Annotated in this window: 13 protein-coding genes and 1 riboswitch; of the genes, 9 read left to right on the plus strand and 4 right to left on the minus strand. The window is 36.8% G+C overall.

Annotation, left to right across the window (positions count from 1 at the left end; translation table 11 throughout):
- Window position 1 precedes the first annotated feature (1 nt).
- Window positions 2–1,024 (minus strand): serine hydrolase domain-containing protein, encoded by a 1,023-nt coding sequence (locus tag EJF36_RS04065; protein WP_125905116.1) that lies wholly within the window; start codon window positions 1,022–1,024, stop codon window positions 2–4.
- Between the two features lie 744 nt (window positions 1,025–1,768).
- On the opposite strand from EJF36_RS04065, the gene psiE reads away from it, so the two are divergent.
- The 4 genes from psiE to EJF36_RS04085 all read left to right on the plus strand — a co-directional run bounded on the left by psiE (window position 1,769) and on the right by EJF36_RS04085 (window position 6,328).
- A complete protein-coding gene (gene psiE, locus EJF36_RS04070; RefSeq protein ID WP_125905117.1) occupies window positions 1,769–2,179 on the plus strand; it encodes a phosphate-starvation-inducible protein PsiE in 411 nt (136 codons plus the stop codon).
- A gap of 431 nt (window positions 2,180–2,610) precedes the next feature.
- Entirely contained in the window at window positions 2,611–3,609 is a 999-nt protein-coding gene (locus EJF36_RS04075; protein ID WP_125905118.1) for a sodium:calcium antiporter, read from the plus strand.
- A 315-nt stretch (window positions 3,610–3,924) separates the two neighbouring features.
- Window positions 3,925–4,026, plus strand: a riboswitch (purine riboswitch).
- A gap of 166 nt (window positions 4,027–4,192) precedes the next feature.
- On the plus strand, window positions 4,193–4,783 hold the full coding sequence (locus tag EJF36_RS04080; protein ID WP_125905119.1) for a xanthine phosphoribosyltransferase: 591 nt from the start codon (window positions 4,193–4,195) through the stop codon (window positions 4,781–4,783).
- A gap of 21 nt (window positions 4,784–4,804) precedes the next feature.
- The gene (locus EJF36_RS04085; RefSeq protein ID WP_125905120.1) at window positions 4,805–6,328 is read left to right on the plus strand and encodes an NCS2 family permease; all 1,524 of its coding nucleotides are present in this window, start codon (window positions 4,805–4,807) and stop codon (window positions 6,326–6,328) included.
- A gap of 357 nt (window positions 6,329–6,685) precedes the next feature.
- Here the strand turns inward: EJF36_RS04085 and EJF36_RS04090 are convergent, their stop codons facing one another.
- Window positions 6,686–7,057 carry a DsrE family protein gene (locus tag EJF36_RS04090; protein ID WP_125905121.1) on the minus strand — a complete coding sequence of 124 codons (372 nt, stop codon included), beginning with the start codon at window positions 7,055–7,057 and terminating at the stop codon, window positions 6,686–6,688.
- Between the two features lie 561 nt (window positions 7,058–7,618).
- Between EJF36_RS04090 and EJF36_RS04095 the strand changes: the two genes are divergently transcribed.
- Both EJF36_RS04095 and EJF36_RS04100 read left to right on the plus strand, forming a co-directional pair.
- Window positions 7,619–9,937 carry an ABC transporter permease gene (locus EJF36_RS04095; RefSeq protein ID WP_125905122.1) on the plus strand — a complete coding sequence of 773 codons (2,319 nt, stop codon included), beginning with the start codon at window positions 7,619–7,621 and terminating at the stop codon, window positions 9,935–9,937.
- A gap of 3 nt (window positions 9,938–9,940) precedes the next feature.
- Window positions 9,941–10,699 carry an ABC transporter ATP-binding protein gene (locus tag EJF36_RS04100; RefSeq protein WP_125905123.1) on the plus strand — a complete coding sequence of 253 codons (759 nt, stop codon included), beginning with the start codon at window positions 9,941–9,943 and terminating at the stop codon, window positions 10,697–10,699.
- A gap of 141 nt (window positions 10,700–10,840) precedes the next feature.
- Here the strand turns inward: EJF36_RS04100 and EJF36_RS04105 are convergent, their stop codons facing one another.
- On the minus strand, window positions 10,841–11,506 hold the full coding sequence (locus EJF36_RS04105; RefSeq protein ID WP_125905124.1) for an HAD family hydrolase: 666 nt from the start codon (window positions 11,504–11,506) through the stop codon (window positions 10,841–10,843).
- A 180-nt stretch (window positions 11,507–11,686) separates the two neighbouring features.
- Between EJF36_RS04105 and EJF36_RS04110 the strand changes: the two genes are divergently transcribed.
- On the plus strand, window positions 11,687–12,544 hold the full coding sequence (locus EJF36_RS04110; protein WP_125905125.1) for a DegV family protein: 858 nt from the start codon (window positions 11,687–11,689) through the stop codon (window positions 12,542–12,544).
- Window positions 12,545–13,068: 524 nt separating this feature from the next.
- On the opposite strand, the gene EJF36_RS04115 is transcribed toward EJF36_RS04110, so the two are convergent.
- Complete coding sequence (locus EJF36_RS04115; RefSeq protein ID WP_125905126.1) at window positions 13,069–14,310, minus strand: S-layer homology domain-containing protein; 1,242 nt, start codon at window positions 14,308–14,310, stop codon at window positions 13,069–13,071.
- A 186-nt stretch (window positions 14,311–14,496) separates the two neighbouring features.
- Here EJF36_RS04115 and EJF36_RS04120 point away from each other — a divergent pair, with 186 nt between their 5' ends.
- On the plus strand, window positions 14,497–15,546 hold the full coding sequence (locus EJF36_RS04120) for a LysM peptidoglycan-binding domain-containing M23 family metallopeptidase (protein WP_125905127.1): 1,050 nt from the start codon (window positions 14,497–14,499) through the stop codon (window positions 15,544–15,546).
- 133 nt (window positions 15,547–15,679) lie between these two features.
- Window positions 15,680–16,204 carry a bacteriorhodopsin gene (locus EJF36_RS04125; protein ID WP_260471972.1) on the plus strand — a complete coding sequence of 175 codons (525 nt, stop codon included), beginning with the start codon at window positions 15,680–15,682 and terminating at the stop codon, window positions 16,202–16,204.
- The last annotated feature ends 261 nt before the right edge of the window (window positions 16,205–16,465 follow it).

Raw genomic sequence — 16,465 nt, forward strand, 5'->3', positions numbered from 1 at the left:
ACTACTTTGCACAAAGTCGGTCTAATAGCTCGAACCCAACAGTATCAAGTGATTCTTTTTTTGAAAAACTTGTTTCATAGTTTGATAAAATTACCATTCCAGTTTGTTTTTGTTTGCTGAAGCCCACGAAGCTTGAATAACCAGCTGTTCCGCCATTGTGCCAAAAAATATCTTTCTTTTGATTAACTATCCAATTCATCCCTACGTTTAAATCACTTTTTTCTTTATATTGAATTTCATGAGTTAAGGAGAAGATATTGTTTAAAGTATCTCGGCTTTCACCAATATGGCAAGCTAAAAATATTAAGAGATCTTTTGCTGTTGATTTTAGAGCTCCTGCCCCGTGGAGTGATTTAAAGTCCCAGTTTCCCACCTTTTTATTTCTATTGTTGAAGCATGGGATTAGTTGCTTATACTGCTCTGTTGATAAGTGAATGGCTGTGTTCTCCAAATGTAAAGGTTTGCAAATTTCATTTTGTACAACTGTTTCATAATCATCATCATATAGGCTTGATAGAATATACCCTAGTAATCCCACACCTAAGTTTGAATACTGAAAGCTTCTTCGTTCAATAGGGAATCTATATTTCTTGATAAAATCCAACAAATCGTCGTCCGTAAAATATAAATAAGGATTTGTTCTTATTTTTTTTGAAAAGAGCAATTGGAACGTAAACTTTAAAGGCAATGAAGGTAATCCAGATGTATGGGTTGTTAAGTGACGAATCGTGATAGGGTCTTTCATTAAATATTTATTGTCGGATAAAGATGGTACGTATTCTGTTATGGAGTCATCAAGGTGTATTTTATTTTCGTCTATTGCTTTTGCTAATAGAGAGCTGGTAAATACCTTTGTGATTGAACCAATTTCATATATCGTATATTCGGGTTCAAAGTTTGAAAAAGCACTCCCAATCTTAGAGATTTCATGCTTGCCATCTTTATATGTGCCTATAGTTAAAACTAGGTTAGGTTTACTTTTAACATAAGACTTTAACACCTCATTATCAAAAAGTACTCTCATTGCGTCCCCCTTGTCGATATTATTTAGGTACTAAATTTTTAATGTGATTTACGGTAGCTTCATTTTGTGCTTTGTCTTTTTCATAAGTATTACTTCTTGTTATTCTTGCCAACCTGTTTATTACAATTATATAAAAATTCGGATGATTTATATACAAGATCATTGATGTGTCTCATTCACGCTTCCGAGTGATTGCAGGTGCTTGGCACCTAAAATTATCGACAAATTTTGAACGCAGGCGTATCAAGGCTTTCACATTCGCTAAAATTTTTTAGTGCCAGGCATCTAAACAAAGTGTCAAAATTGTACAGATTTCGATAAATGGGCATACTCATCTATAGTAGGCGTTGTTAAATTGTCACTATCTATTACGTATTATCATAAGTATTTGCTAGAAATTTATAAATCTCTAAGTTCCACAAAGTAGATAAAGCTAGCAGAGGTATGATATGTTAACTCATAGAGCCAATGTTATTAGTGGTACCACTTAGCTGTTACATGTTAGCACATTAATACGTATCCTAGCGGTGTATCGCTAGCTAGTCGGCACAGCCATCACTTCCTCCACTAATAATTCGTTATTTTTCATACAATATGCCTAAATTGTCTTATGTGGACTTTCTTAATGTATCGGTAGTGTCAAAAGTTGAATGAATATTGAAAGAAAATGAGTTGACAGGAAGTTATCTCTTTTGATAAGGACACAACCGCTCTTGACACCCGTCAAAAAAGAGGGGGTAAATTATGAAAAGCAAAATGGGATCTATAGTGAAAACAGCTCCAAAAATATTTCAGATAATTTTAAACGTTTCTCTTATTATTTTAGCGGCAATCCTTTGCTTATTATTGTTAAAGGAATTGTTTGCTTTCGCTATTGTTTTACTATCTGAAGGCACCAACGATTACAAGGAATTTTTGGCGAGAATTCTTGTTTTCTTTTTATACTTTGAGTTTATTGCCATGATTGTTAAGTATTTTAAAGAGGATTATCATTTCCCTCTGCGCTATTTTATGTACATAGGTATTACGGCCATGGTGAGGTTAATCATTGTTGATTACGATAATCCCATGGATACATTACTTTATGCGTTGGTAATATTAGTACTCATAATCGGATACTTTATCATGAATAAAACACCACGAGAAAGACCATGAATATTAATGTAGGAGCTTTTGATAACGACTCTTTATTGCTGGAGGCTCTGTCTCTTCTCCTAGTGCGGTGCATCGGGAGGTAAGAACTTTTTATTGAACAAATTAATTGACAGCATTTTGATATGGCTATATCATGAAAGTGGTTATATAATTTATTAGTAAATTGAATAATATGAACTCCTAAAGGGGAGTAGCTTTTACAGCAAAGTCGTCATTTCAGAGTTTATCTCTCGGCTTTGTTGGCAACTTATGTTGTTAGCAAGACCTTTACGCTAAATGGTAAAGGTCTTTTTGTGTTTAAAAACCTTTGCCAATTACTGACAAAGGTTTTTTCTTTTGTTTCAAGGTGAAAACCTCACTATTGACTACGGTGCCAAGGCCTTAGTTCAAATCCGCTTGATTATTATCAATAGAAAAGGAGCTGTGTACCATTGGTATATTTGATTTTTGGTATAGCCGCGATTGCCATTATTTTTCTTGCTGTAAAGTTATCTGTATATGCAGATACGATTGAGGAAAAGGCAAAAGTAAGTGGTATACTTATCGCGTTGTTGCTTGGAGGGGCTACAAGCCTTCCTGAAATTACAACAAGCGTTACATCTATCGTCATTTCTAACCCGAACCTTGCCGTAGGTAATGTTTTAGGGTCTAACTTTTACAATATTTTAATTCTGGCCTGTATTGACATTTTCTTTAGAAAACATCAGTTATTTAATTATTCAAGTCGAGATAATACGTATTCAGCCGTATTGATTTTGTTTCTTTCTACACTGATTGCACTTTCAATTTTGTTAAGAATACCTTACAACATATTCGGTGTCGGATTAGACACAATCGCCTTAATTGTCTCTTATTTTATAGGCATGAAGCTTATATCTAAATATTCACCTTCATCTGTATCTATTGTCGAAAACACAGCTACCAATGATGCTGCAATTAAAAAGAAAGACATCCCATTGAAGACGGCAATTGCAGGATTTATTATTGTTTCTATCTTCGTAATGATATTTGGAACAGCTTTAACAATAACGGCTGATAAGATAGCTGTTTTAACCGGTTTAGGAAGCACTTTTGTTGGGTCTTTTCTTGTAGCAGCTAGTACATCTTTACCTGAAGCTGTGTCGGTATCGATTGCTATTAAGCTTAGAAACTATAAACTTGCTATCGGTGGGATCTTAGGAAGTAATTTATTTAACCTATTGATTTTTGCTTTTACAGATATTATGTATAGAGATGGGGCTATCTTGTTCCATTCTAGTGGTACGCATCTTTATACTGTTCTAGCTTCGATCGTACTTGTTGGGGTATGTTTGTATGCATTGATAAGAAAGCAATCCTTAAGTAGGTTGACTTATATTGTGCCTTCGGTAAAGATTGTTGTGATTTATTTCATCGCAAGTTATGTCATTTACGTCAGTTCTGCTGGATAATCGAATTGATAAGCAGGGGGAACGGTCTTATTTTGTTGCCTTAAAACTCAATTGTACCCCTGCTAGTAGTATTTCGAATATTCTTGGTGGGCTATGCTACATGTAATGCCTGTACCGCAGAGCGGTAAAGAGAAAGAATCACGGAATGGAAGATTTAAGCGCTAATAGATAAATATAACAATAAGAGTATTTTAAATTTTCTTTCAAAAAATAACAAAAAGCGAATTAAATTCTTTTTCTGAAGTAATTTATTCGTTTTTTAGGAAATTAGGGTTTCGTTTTTAAGTGATTTAATATATAATCACATTCATGCACGAATAATTTAATAGTTTTCCTTGTATAATCGTGGGGATATGGCCCACAAGTTTCTACCAAGTTACCGTAAATGACTTGACTACAAGTGATCGGAATCTCCAAGTGTTTTTACTGCTTGGCAATTCCGTTGTATTTTCGTACTTATTTTTAAGAAAACGTAAGTCGAATGTATGGAATCACTTTAGTCTAAAGTGATTCTGTGCATTCGGCTTTTTTGTGTTTAACAAGAGTTTAGCTCTTAAAACTAGCTTAAGGAGGTACCATCATCATGGAGCAATTACAGAAAGCAATTGAGGAAAGAGGATCTGTTTTAACAGATGGTGTACTAAAGGTTGATCAATTTTTAAATCATCAAGTTGATACAAATCTCATGATTAATATTGGTAAGGAGTTTGTTAGAAGATTTCAAGATTGTAAAATTACGAGAGTTTTAACGATCGAATCCTCTGGGATAGCACCAAGTTTTATGGCAGCAAATGAATTAAACGTACCACTTGTTTTTGCTAGGAAGAAAAAGTCACTCACGATGACAAATGATGTTTATATAAGTAGTGTGTATTCTTTTACAAAACAAGAAACGAATGAAATCACGGTTTCGAAAAACTTTTTATCACCGGATGATCATGTATTAATCATAGATGATTTTCTTGCAAATGGGCAGGCTGCACTAGGCTTAGCTGACATTGTAAAACAGGCTGGTGCCACAGTTGTTGGGTTTGGAATTGTGATTGAAAAGTCCTTTCAATGTGGACGAGCAAAGCTTGAAGAAGAAGGATATAGAGTGGAATCATTAGCTCGTATAAAGTCTTTGCAAAATTCACAAATCAAGTTTTTACAAGAAGAAGTAATAACAAAATAATAATATATAGGAGAATATAAGATGAAAAATACAGTTTGCTATCCTTGGTATAAAAAAGAAGATACAGATGCTTTCTTTGCATTGTTTCAAAACAACTTAGCCAATTTTGTCATTATTGCTGTTACGATGCTAGGAATGGGCTTCCCTGGTAGCATAGTATTTGGGAAAGTAATTCCAGGTGCTGCCGTAGCAGTAATGGTGGGAAATTTATATTATGCTTATATGGCTAATCGTCTTGCACAAAAAGAAGGAAGAACGGATGTCACTGCATTGTCTTATGGTATAAGTACCCCTGTTATGTTTGTATTTTTGTTTGGCGTTCTAGCACCAGCGAAGGCACTGACGAATGATCCTGAACTTGCTTGGAAAATAGCTGTAGCTGCTGCCTTTTTAAGTGGATTGGTTGAGGTGTTAGTAAGCATTACAGGAAACTGGATTCGTAATCAAATTCCTAGGCCTGCCATGCTTGGAGCGCTTGCAGGTGTAGCACTTACTTTTATTGCTGGAGAGATGTTATTTAATACATTTTCTATTCCTGTTGTTGGTCTTGTGACACTTGTTATTATTATTGTTGGCGTAGTCGGTAAAATGGCAATGCCGTTTAAAATTCCTACGTCATTATTTGCCATTGTCATTGGTACGGTATTAGCTTTCACCTTAGGCTACCAATCTACCGATAAAATTGCAGAAGGACTTGCCAATGTAGGTTTTTATCCGATGTTACCGAGCTTAGCTGCTTTTGAGGGGATGAGCTATTTATTTACAGCATTAGTTGGATTACTTGCCGTTATTTTACCAATTACGTTATACAATGCTATTGAAACGATGAACAATGTAGATGCTATGGCTGCAGCTGGTGATTCGTATGATGTACGTGAGTGTCAGGCTGTAGACGGTGTAGGTACAATGCTTGGAGCTGTCTTTGGTGGATTATTCCCAACTACTGTATATATTGCGACTGTTGGTTCAAAATCAATGGGGGCAGGTCGCGGGTATAGTATTCTAAATGCGATTGTGTTCGGTCTAGCAGCGATGACAGGCATTGTTGCTGCCTTAGCTGCTATTATCCCGATTGCTGCTGTTGCGCCAATCTTAGTATTTGTAGGGATTTCGATGGTTGGTACAGCTTACCAATCCAATGAAGCGAAGTATTTCCCAGCTGTTGCTATTGCCATGCTGCCATATTTTGCGAACTATGTAATGACAAGATTTAATAAAGCAGCGGGTGATACTGTTGCGAATATCTCAGAAGGGATTGTCCCGCTAGGCCAAGGAGCTATGTTTACTGCTATTGTTTTAGGTGCTATTACGGTGTTTATTATTGATAAACAATTTGTGAAGGCAAGTATTTTTTCAGTAGTAGGTGCTTCTTTATCTTTCGTAGGACTTATGCATGCACCAAAATTAGCAATTAATGCTGCGCCACAGTATTCAATGGCTTACTTGTTAGTCGCAGTCTTCCTTGTGTATTGCGCTTATCAGCATGCTAGCAGTAAAGCAAGTGAAGCGGAGCCTACAGCAATTAAGCAAAGTGTGGCTTCTTAATACGGTTACTTATTTGGAGCATTGTGACACATATTATTACAGCCAAAATATCACATATCAAAAGAAATGAGTCCAAAACTGGACTCATTTCTTTATATCAAATGAATATTCATAACCAGTATGCTGAAACGGGCACCCGCACTTATAATTAATTGAGCGAACAAAGTAGGGTGAGTTTGCTAGATTTTCATATAGAAAAAACGTGACTGTGATTATGTCTCTTACGATAAAGATGCTGAATCCAAAAGTATTGAAAGTTACGGTCAACGTTTAACTTTGTTTGAATCAAATGACTAAAAGGTGCTTGAGGCTAGGATGAAGACAAACCTAATATACTGACTTGATTATTTTTGTACATTAATTCAACTGTAAGCTTTTCTTAGAATTCATTAAGGCATCAATAACATACTCTGCAGAAATAACTTCTGCTCCAGCAATAATATTGTCCTTACGTACATCATTATGCTCCATGCATGATGAACAAACTTTTAATTTGCCCCCATTCTCTAAATACACAGGTAAGATTTCTTTTATTGGCTTGAAGGGAGCACCGATGTCAATTTTATCTCCATACCCCTTTTCTGCTAAAAAAACTCCATTTGATAGTAATAGTATTTCGACACTATGCCCTTTTTCTAACGCCTTTACCCCCATTGTAAAAGCAATTGTTACATTGTTTGCATCGTTTTCGTGAGAAGTTAAAGTGATTAATAAATCTGCATAATTCATTTTTTCGTTCCTCCCTTAATTTGTGTTTGCTTTCATGTAAGTACATTCGCCTTACTTATATATTTCACAAGTGCATACCGTTATAGGTATATGATACTGCCGGTTTTAATGAAAATCAAATATTTAGCATGTTCTTACTACCAATTGAATTAAGTTCCATTTCAGCTAAATAATTATTTCTGCGAAGCTTTGGGATATGGACAGATTGATGTGATGTGGATATGTTTATTGATTCTTATGTCCTGAGTGCATTAATCCTTGATTGCAGTCAAATGGAAACCGCAACTATGAAATAAACATCTCCCCTCTAAAAAACTATAATTTGTCAAATTATAGATTCCTATATTATGGGAAACTGCGTTATGCTAAAATCAGGGAAAGTTTTGCAGCTTAATGGCGATGTGGTTACAGACTATGTGTGATAGGTAAGTGACACATACAGTTGCAGCTTAATGAGATCTGCCATTTCGAAGAAGGTGTATAGCCAACCTATGAATGTTGTGAATTTTGTATTTTGTATAACGTAAGACAGTTAAAAAGCGTGGAAGTTAGAGGTGACTTATGTATTATAGAATAATTCGTAACGACATTATGAAGAGCAAAGTTATAACGCTGACAACTATGATATTTGTCGCTGCCGCAGCTATGCTTGTATCTCTCGCAGCAATCCTTATTGTAAATCTTTCAGGCGCAATAGACACGCTTATGACGCAGGCGAAAACTCCGCATTTTATGCAAATGCATTCTGGTGAACTTGATACTTCGCGGCTTGCAGCTTTTGCGGAACAGAACAGCAATGTAAATGAATTTCAGGTGCTTGAATTTTTAAACGTTGACGGTGCGCAGATTATATTTGATGGGCGTTCACTTGCAGATAATATTCAGGACAACGGTTTCTCCATGCAGAGTGAGAAATTTGATTACCTTCTTGATCTTAACGGAAACATCATACATGTAAATGACGGTGAGCTTTATGTTCCAATAGCATACATGAGGGACAACACTGCAAATGTAGGTGATAAGGCTGTAATTGGCGGAAAGGAATTTACTGTGTCGGGATTTCTGCGCGACTCGCAGATGAATTCGACTCTCTCTTCATCTAAGAGATTTCTTATTAGTGATAATGATTACGCGGAGATAAGAGGCATCGGGAGTATAGAGTATTTGATTGAGTTTCGATTAAAGGATGATTCAGCGCTTGGCGCATTTGAAGCCGCTTATACTTCCGCAGGACTTGAAGCAAACGGTCCGACAATTACATATCCACTTTTTAAAACAATTAACGCCATTTCTGACGGTATGATGATTGCAGTTATCCTTCTTATCAGTATCCTTGTCGTAGCAATCGCATTTATGTGTATCCGCTTTACGCTGCTTGCAAAAATTGAGGATGACTACCGCCAAATTGGTGTTATGAAAGCAATCGGATTGCGTGTTTCCGACATAAAGAAGATTTACCTTGCAAAATATGCGGTGGTTGCAGCGGTAGGCAGTATTCTCGGTTTTGCGCTTTCGTTTGTGTTCAGAGGTATGCTACTTGAAAATATTCGTCTTTATATGGGGGCAAGCGAAAATGCCTCTTTTGCTTCACTTTTTGGAATTATCGGTGTACTGCTAATTTTTCTTGCTATTCTTGCTTATGTTAGTGCAGTACTGAGACGATTTCGTAAAATATCCGCGGCGGAAGCAATCCGCTTTGGTGCTTCACAGGAAAAATTCACAGGAGGAAAGCAACTTCGCCTGAGCGGAAATAAACTAATGAACACGAATATTTTCCTTGGTATCAAAGATGTTCTCGCTAGGAAAAGACTTTATGCAACAATGCTTACGGTGCTTGTACTTTCGGTGTTCATCATTATTGTTCCGCAAAACCTGTACAACACTATATCCGCAAAAAGCTTTATCACGTATATGGGGATAGGAAACTCTGATATACGCATTGATATTCAGCAAACAGATAACATTGCTTATAAGGCTGCTGACATTTTAAAGACGATAGATAGCGATAGTGTTGTTTCAAAATATGCTCTACTTACAACAAAGACATTCAAAGTAAAGAAGGATGAAGGATCAGAAGGAAATATAAAAATTGAACTTGGCAATCATTCAATATTCCCTGTTAAATACTCCGTGGGCCGAGCACCCACAGCAGATAATGAGATTGCTCTCTCTGTTATAAACGCTAATGAGTTAGGCAAAAAGGTGGGAAATCTCATAACGTTGGTGATTGAGGAACAGGAGCAAGATTTCATAGTAAGTGGAATATATTCCGACGTTACAAACGGTGGCAAAACAGCAAAAGCTGTTTTTACTGATAATTCAGCGGACGTTATGTGGAGTGTTATTTCCGTAGAGCTTTCGGATAAATCTCTTGTCGTCAAAAAGGTTACAGAATATGCTGACAGGTTTACTTTTGCAAAGGTGTCCGACATTGATGAATATATTAAACAGACATTTGGATCAACAATGAACTCTATTAAAATGGCCTCCTTTGCCTCTATAGCCGTTGCATTATTTATTGCGATGCTAGTTACACTGTTGTTCATGAAAATGCTAGTTACAAAGGACAAATATTCTATTGCGGTCATGAAAGCGCTCGGTTTTACAAACGCAGATATTAAGGTGCAGTATACTTCGCGTTCAGTTTTCGTTCTAGTTATTGGAATTGTTCTTGGCACACTTCTAGCAAACACTTTAGGAGAGGTGATTGCGGGCGTGGCTATCTCTTCGTTCGGAGCATCATCGTTTAAGTTTGATGTCAATCCGTTTTCAGCGTATCTGCTTTGTCCACTTCTCATGGTATGCTCAGTACTTTTCGCAACTATGATTGGTACATCAGGCGCAGGGCAAATACAAATATCTGCAAATATAAAGGAGTAGCTTATGAAAAAGATTATGATCGGTGAAAATATTGTAAAATCATTCGGAAAGGGCAATGAAAAGCATAGTGTTCTTGACGGTGTGTCTGTAGAGGTTGTAGAGGGCGAGTTTGTTTCAGTTATGGGACCTTCAGGATCGGGGAAATCGACACTGATGTTTGCGCTGAGCGGAATGGATAGTGTTGACAGTGGATATATCACTTTTGACGGCAAGGATTTGTCGGCACTTAAGGAAAATGAGTTGGCCGACATACGAAGAACAAAAATGGGCTTTGTTTTTCAGCAGCCGACTATGCTGAATAATTTAAATATCTTCGATAATATTATTCTGCCATTAATGCGTAACAATAGAAAGAAAGCTGAGGAGATTACTGAAAAAGCAAAAACGCTCATGGAAAAGGTAGGGATATCGGAATTAGAAAATCGTGATATAACCCAGGTTTCGGGGGGACAGCTTCAGCGGGCTGGAATATGCCGAGCACTTATGAGCGATCCGATAATCATCTTCGGCGATGAGCCAACGGGTGCTCTTAACTCAAAGTCTTCGCAGGAGATTATGGATATATTTTCTGAAATCAATGCGGATGGAACGACGATTATGCTTGTTACTCACGACGCAAAGGTTGCGGCGCGGACGGAGCGTATTTTGTTTATGCGAGATGGGAAAATCGTGAGTGAATTAAAGCTGCCGAGGTTTGATGGAACAAATATTGATGGCAGGATTGAGCAAGTAACTGTGAAAATGTTGGAAATAGGAATATGATTTGTCAGTTTCGAAGTTCACTAATTTTGCTAGAACTAGTCAATTCTTCTTTTAGTGAATTCTTAAAAATCAAATAAAACATTAACGGTTCTCCTGTTTATTTTGAATCACGAAGAAAGCAGGAGAACCGTCCCCGTGTCGCTATGCGAAGATTGCCCATTTGTTTTGTTGTGCAATTTTTATCATGTCTTCTTTTGGATTAACGACAATAGGATGAGTGACAAAGTTCAATAAAGGGATGTCACTTTCACTATCCGCATATGCCCATATCTCTTTTGTGGAGGCTTCGGTTAAGTGCTGCTGCTCAATCCATTCATTTAATTTTTCCACTTTTGCATCTCCATTGATGATCCTGCCGATTTCACCAGTACATAATCCTTTTTCATTAAATAATAATTCAGTACTTAAAATATGTACGTCCAATAGTAATTCTTTCGTAAAAGCTTTTAAAAAAGGTTCCAGTGCTCCAGATAATACAATCACTGTATCACCCTTTCTTTGATGGTCCCGAATTTGTTGGACGAGACTTTCGTGAATATCCTCTTTACTAAAATTAACAAGCTCTTGAAAGAAATCATTTAATTCAGCAGTTGTTTTTCCTTTAAAGGTTTTAGCAAACGCCTTAAAAAAATCATGTCGAAACTTAGTTTTCCCCTGCACAGCACCAGAAGCTAACGCCTTTAATAGTCCTGCTGCTACGATTACCCATTGTTTCGAAGAGAATTTTTTCTGACCAATATGAAACATTGCTTTGAAGGAATTTCCTTGATATAACGTACCATCGAAATCAATTGTAACGATTGCCAATGCTTAACACCCCACTTTTTAATAAGTAGTATAGGGTAGTTTGATTCGAATGTAAAATAATTGGAAGTTAACACATAGAAATTATTTTTACTACCTGATACTAATACTTAGTGTTATATTTCTGTTTTTCTTAGTATACTGTTAATAATGATGTTTCTCTAAAAAGGAGTGGTATACAATTTGGCAAAGGGTAAAATTGCTTTTATAACAGATAGCACAGCTTACTTGACAGATGAGTTACGTAATCATCCTGATGTATATATTGTGCCAATGATTATTATTTCGGAAGGAGAGCAATACGAGGATGGTGTCGACTTATCTGCTGATGAGTTGTACGACATTATTCGTAAAAACAAGGAAGTACCGAAAACCTCTCAGCCTTCTGTTGGTAAGTTTGTAGAATTATACGAAATGTTAAAGAGCGATTATGATCAAGCAATCGCTATTCACGTTTCTCATAAATTAAGTGGCACGATTTCAAGTTCTGCAGCAGCGAAAGAGCAGGTGGGGTTTGATGTTGAAATCGTGGATGCTCGTTCTCTCTCATTCACAATTACTGAGCTTTTAACAAAAGGCCTGCAACTAGTAGAAAAGAACTTAGATGTGAGTAAAATAGCTAACGAGCTTCGGAATCAAGTAACTACGAGTAAAAATTTAATTCTTTTAGGAAAACTAGATCAGTTATATAAAGGGGGAAGAATGTCAGGTGCGCAGTTCTTATTAGGAAACCTTCTTCAAATTAAGCCTATTCTTTCTATTAATAATGAAGGGGAACTCGAATTATATGAACGTGTGCGATCAGAGAAAAAAGCAACTGCCAAAATAGTAGAGTTAATAAAACAATCGAGTGAAAGTACCTCTGTAAAACAAGTTGGTATTATGCATGGGAATGAATTGCAAAAGGCGTTAGAGTTGAAAGATATGATTAAGGAAACTCTTCCACAGCTTAATATTGTCATAGGTGAAATCAGTTCATCATTAGCTGTTCATGCAGGTGAAGGTTCATTAGCAGTGTTTTGGCATGAGGAGAAAAGCTAATGTAATGTGTAAAAGCATATAGCAATCTACTAATTTACCAAATAAAAAAGACGTCCTATGAAAAGGACGTCTTTGCGTATTGCGGCGAGAGACAGCACTCCACATTTGTGCCTGCCCTAAGGCGCGTCAATCTCGTCTTATGCAATTCAGCTCATCGCTTGACTAGTATACCATGTGGGCTAGCATTGGTCTATAAGGATTTTAATGGAATTTCAAGACATTTCAGTATTGATCGTTACGAAGGAAGCGTGCGAACATTATAATGCAATCCGCTTTAGATGCGAAGTAGGAAGTGGAATCTTCCCGCGCTTTCTTTGGAAGCAGGAGAATCGGCCGAGATTGGTGAACAGTTACAAGAGTGGGAAAAGAGAAGGGAATCATCTACTGTATGTAGTTGATTCCCTTCTTCTTTATATCTATATATCGTTAATGAATGTGCTGAGTTCAAAAAGGCATGACTTTTTCAGCGCCCTCGAACCGTCTTCCTTCTTCCTTCAAGGCAGAGTAAGAACCGTCCCCATGCATCAATTGTTTAGCATGCGACTTATGACTGTAACGGCTTGTGCTCTTGTTAAGTTGTTGTAAGGACGGAATGTGCCGTCTGGGTAGCCGATAATGATTTTATGTGCCGCAGCAGCTTCTATAAATACTATAGACCCATCAACTTTATGAACATCGGTAAATGTAATGTGATCGGTAATAGGTTCATAGGACATGGCACGTGCAGACATAGTGGCCATTTCACCTCTTGTGATATAGATATTCGGTGAAAACAAGCTTGTTTTCTCAAAAATGTTATTATAGGCGCCTGTTTCTACAAATGGATATGACCAATGCGTACTAGGTACATCGAGAAACGTTTCCCCATAGTCCATTAAAGAGTATTGCTTTGCTAGTACAAGCATCTTTACAAATTGTGCCTTTGTAACGTAATGATTTGGTCTAAATGTCTTATCAGGATAGCCTTTAATGATGTGTAGTTCTGCTAATTGACGAATAGCATCTTCAGCCCAATGTCCCCTTGCATCGGTAAAGAACTTTTCATCGTATTGGTACAAATTCCACTGATTCATAATGCTGCTTAAGACACGTTTGTAATAATCCCCACCTAGGTGGTTGTAACCGGATTCAGCAATGTTAAACACATACTCATTAGCAGCAAGGTCTAAGCTCATACCACTTGCCAAGAGCTCCTCATACTTATGTAAAGCGGGAAGGTATCTGCTGTTTAATAGTAGTTTTCCTGCTAAATAGTTTACTGACTCCTCGTATGATGAAAATTCGCGATACCAATTATCTCTTCGTTGTGTTTCATCATATACTTTACGATCGGCTCCGTAGTCAGCTAGGACAGGTACTGCTCGCTCAAAGTCTTCATCAGGCTGTCCTTGTAGCTGCCATGCGTTAGTGGGATTATAGCCCCAGGCTTTAATACCAAATAAATTGTTTGCATAGTGAGCTATTCTTGTTGTGCCATAACCACTTTCTATAATCGCCATCGCAATGATCGCGCTAGCAGGCACGCCCCATGTTTCATTTGCTTTTACGGCAAGTGGTGTAACTTCTTCAACAAATGCTTGTTGTTGCAGTTGGGTAATGCCGGTCATTGGCAAGTACGCATGACTGTTTCTACCTAGTTCACTATCTTGATAGGGTAATAGCTTAAAGGTTTCTGCATTACCGTGTTGAGGGAAAACAAAAGAAAAAATCAAAACTACAATGATAAAAGAAGTGATGGAGGGAAGGTATTTTGCCATAGTTGCCATAGTTTATCCTCTTTTCTTTTTGTACTAATCTATGAATAAATTATAGCACGCTCTTATAAATTATTATTATGGTAAAATAATGTGTTTATTTACAAAAATAGTAATTTAAATGTCCATTAATTACCTATATTGTTTACGGAGAATTCTAACTATAATTTATTTATAAACATCAAGGAGGGTCATATTATGAAAAGAAAAGTCTTGCTTTCTACTATACTAGCTTTGGGCTTAATGGGAGGTACGTCAGTTTCTGCAGATCATACAACTAGTTATACGATTCAAAGTGGGGATACATTTTGGACATTGTCTCAAAAATTTAACGTTTCTTATGCAGATATATTGGCTGTTAATCCAGACGCAAATCCTTACAACTTATACATAGGTTTACGGGTGCAGATTCCTGTGAATCACACAGATAAAACATACGACATATATATCATACAAAGCGGCGATACATTTTGGACGTTGTCACAAAAATTTGATGTTCCATATTCAGATATATTAGCTGCCAATCCAACAGTGAATCCTTATAATCTTATAATTGGACAAACTGTTAACATTCCAAAAAAAGAAGTTCAGCCACCTGAAGGTAATACAAATACGTATGTAATTCAACCCGGAGATACGTTCTGGGTTATAAGCCAAAAGTTAAATATTCCATATACAGAGCTATTAGCTGCTAACCCAAATGCAAATCCATATAATTTATATCCTGGTTTAGTTATACAGCTACCAGCTAAAAATACTGAGTCTGTTAATGCACCAGCTTCATATGCAGATGGCTATTTTCCTCTGAAACCAGGAAGCTATCAACCTTTTACTAATACGTACGGTGATGGAAGAACGTATAATGAGGATGGTACATTAACGAGAAAGCATGAAGGTATTGATATGATTGCCCCAATTGGTACTCCGGTTTATAGTGTGTACGATGGTGTCGTGATAAATAAAGGTTGGAACACATATGGTGGATGGCGTTTAACGGTGAAAACGCCTGATGGAAAAACAGCATTTTATTATGCTCATATGTCTAAATACGCCCCAAATGTAGAGATAGGTAGTAACATAACAAAAGGTCAATTAATCGGTTATGTAGGAGATACAGGATATGGCCCTGAAGGAACGAGTGGTCAATTTGTAGCCCACTTACATTTAGGTATGTATGACATTACGAACGGATATACAGCCGTTAATCCATTTTATCATTTAAAATACTGGGAAACTCTTAATAATTAACATTAGGACCTCCTGTACTTTCATAGAAAGTGCAAGAGGTTTTTTGACGTGTAGCAAAAAGTGAACCTAGGCCGGCGCTGTCATGTAGCCTTCGTTTTCCGTACTAAAAAGTGTAAATAGGGTATATTTCATCATAATGGTCAGCGGAGCCATTTATTTTTACGTATTAAGCAGAAACCCCAAGGGTGTACCAAGGTATGAATATGTAATAGCTATATTTTTACCAGTTTGGTCAGGAGCAGCCTATTTATCCATTGCATTAGGACAAGGGTTTGTGAACTATAATGAAAAAATTGTTTATTTTGCGAGGTATTTAGATTGGGTCGTAACAACACCATTGTTATTGCTTGCACTTGCCTTAACAGCCATGTTTTATAGAAAAGAGAAAGATAAGGCTATCATTGCCACTCTCATTGGGGCGGATGTTTTTATGATTTTAACCGGGCTAATCGCTGATTTTTCCCCAGCACCACAAAAATATATCTGGTACGTTCTTGGTGTAATAGCACTTGTCATTATTTTATATACGATTTGGTATCCATTAAGAAAAATCGCAGCCATGTCTGGTCCAAAGCTAAGTAGGCACTACAAAAGAACAGCACTTTATCTGACAGCTTTTTGGATATTGTATCCTATGGTATGGTTACTAGGCCCCTAAGGTTTGAACGTAATGCAAAACTTAACTGATGTGGCAGCTTTTATTATTTCACCTATTTTTTCTAAAGTAGATTTTAGTATTTTAGATTTGGCAGGTTTAAGAAAACTGGACACCCTAAGCAATTAGAAAAAAACAAGGTTAACATAACGAATATGTAGCCTTGTTTTTATTTCTCTTAATATTTAAAGCAACGCCCAACGCTCTCATAATTTGAATGTCGCTGGATTGTATTACTCATAGAATTGAATCTATTTAATGATT

The organism is Bacillus sp. HMF5848, assembly GCF_003944835.1.
Taxonomy (GTDB): domain Bacteria; phylum Bacillota; class Bacilli; order Bacillales; family HMF5848; genus HMF5848.

Bases quoted from the DNA above. Each gene is read 5' to 3' on its own strand.
- EJF36_RS04090 (WP_125905121.1), bottom strand. From the start codon at position 7,057: ATGAATTATGCAGATTTATTAATCACTTTAACTTCTCACGAAAACGAT.
- EJF36_RS04085 (WP_125905120.1), top strand. From the start codon at position 4,805: ATGAAAAATACAGTTTGCTATCCTTGGTATAAAAAAGAAGATACAGAT.
- EJF36_RS04100 (WP_125905123.1), top strand. From the start codon at position 9,941: ATGAAAAAGATTATGATCGGTGAAAATATTGTAAAATCATTCGGAAAG.
- EJF36_RS04095 (WP_125905122.1), top strand. From the start codon at position 7,619: ATGTATTATAGAATAATTCGTAACGACATTATGAAGAGCAAAGTTATA.
- EJF36_RS04115 (WP_125905126.1), bottom strand. From the start codon at position 14,310: ATGGCAACTATGGCAAAATACCTTCCCTCCATCACTTCTTTTATCATT.
- psiE (WP_125905117.1), top strand. From the start codon at position 1,769: ATGAAAAGCAAAATGGGATCTATAGTGAAAACAGCTCCAAAAATATTT.
- EJF36_RS04080 (WP_125905119.1), top strand. From the start codon at position 4,193: ATGGAGCAATTACAGAAAGCAATTGAGGAAAGAGGATCTGTTTTAACA.
- EJF36_RS04120 (WP_125905127.1), top strand. From the start codon at position 14,497: ATGAAAAGAAAAGTCTTGCTTTCTACTATACTAGCTTTGGGCTTAATG.
- EJF36_RS04065 (WP_125905116.1), bottom strand. From the start codon at position 1,024: ATGAGAGTACTTTTTGATAATGAGGTGTTAAAGTCTTATGTTAAAAGT.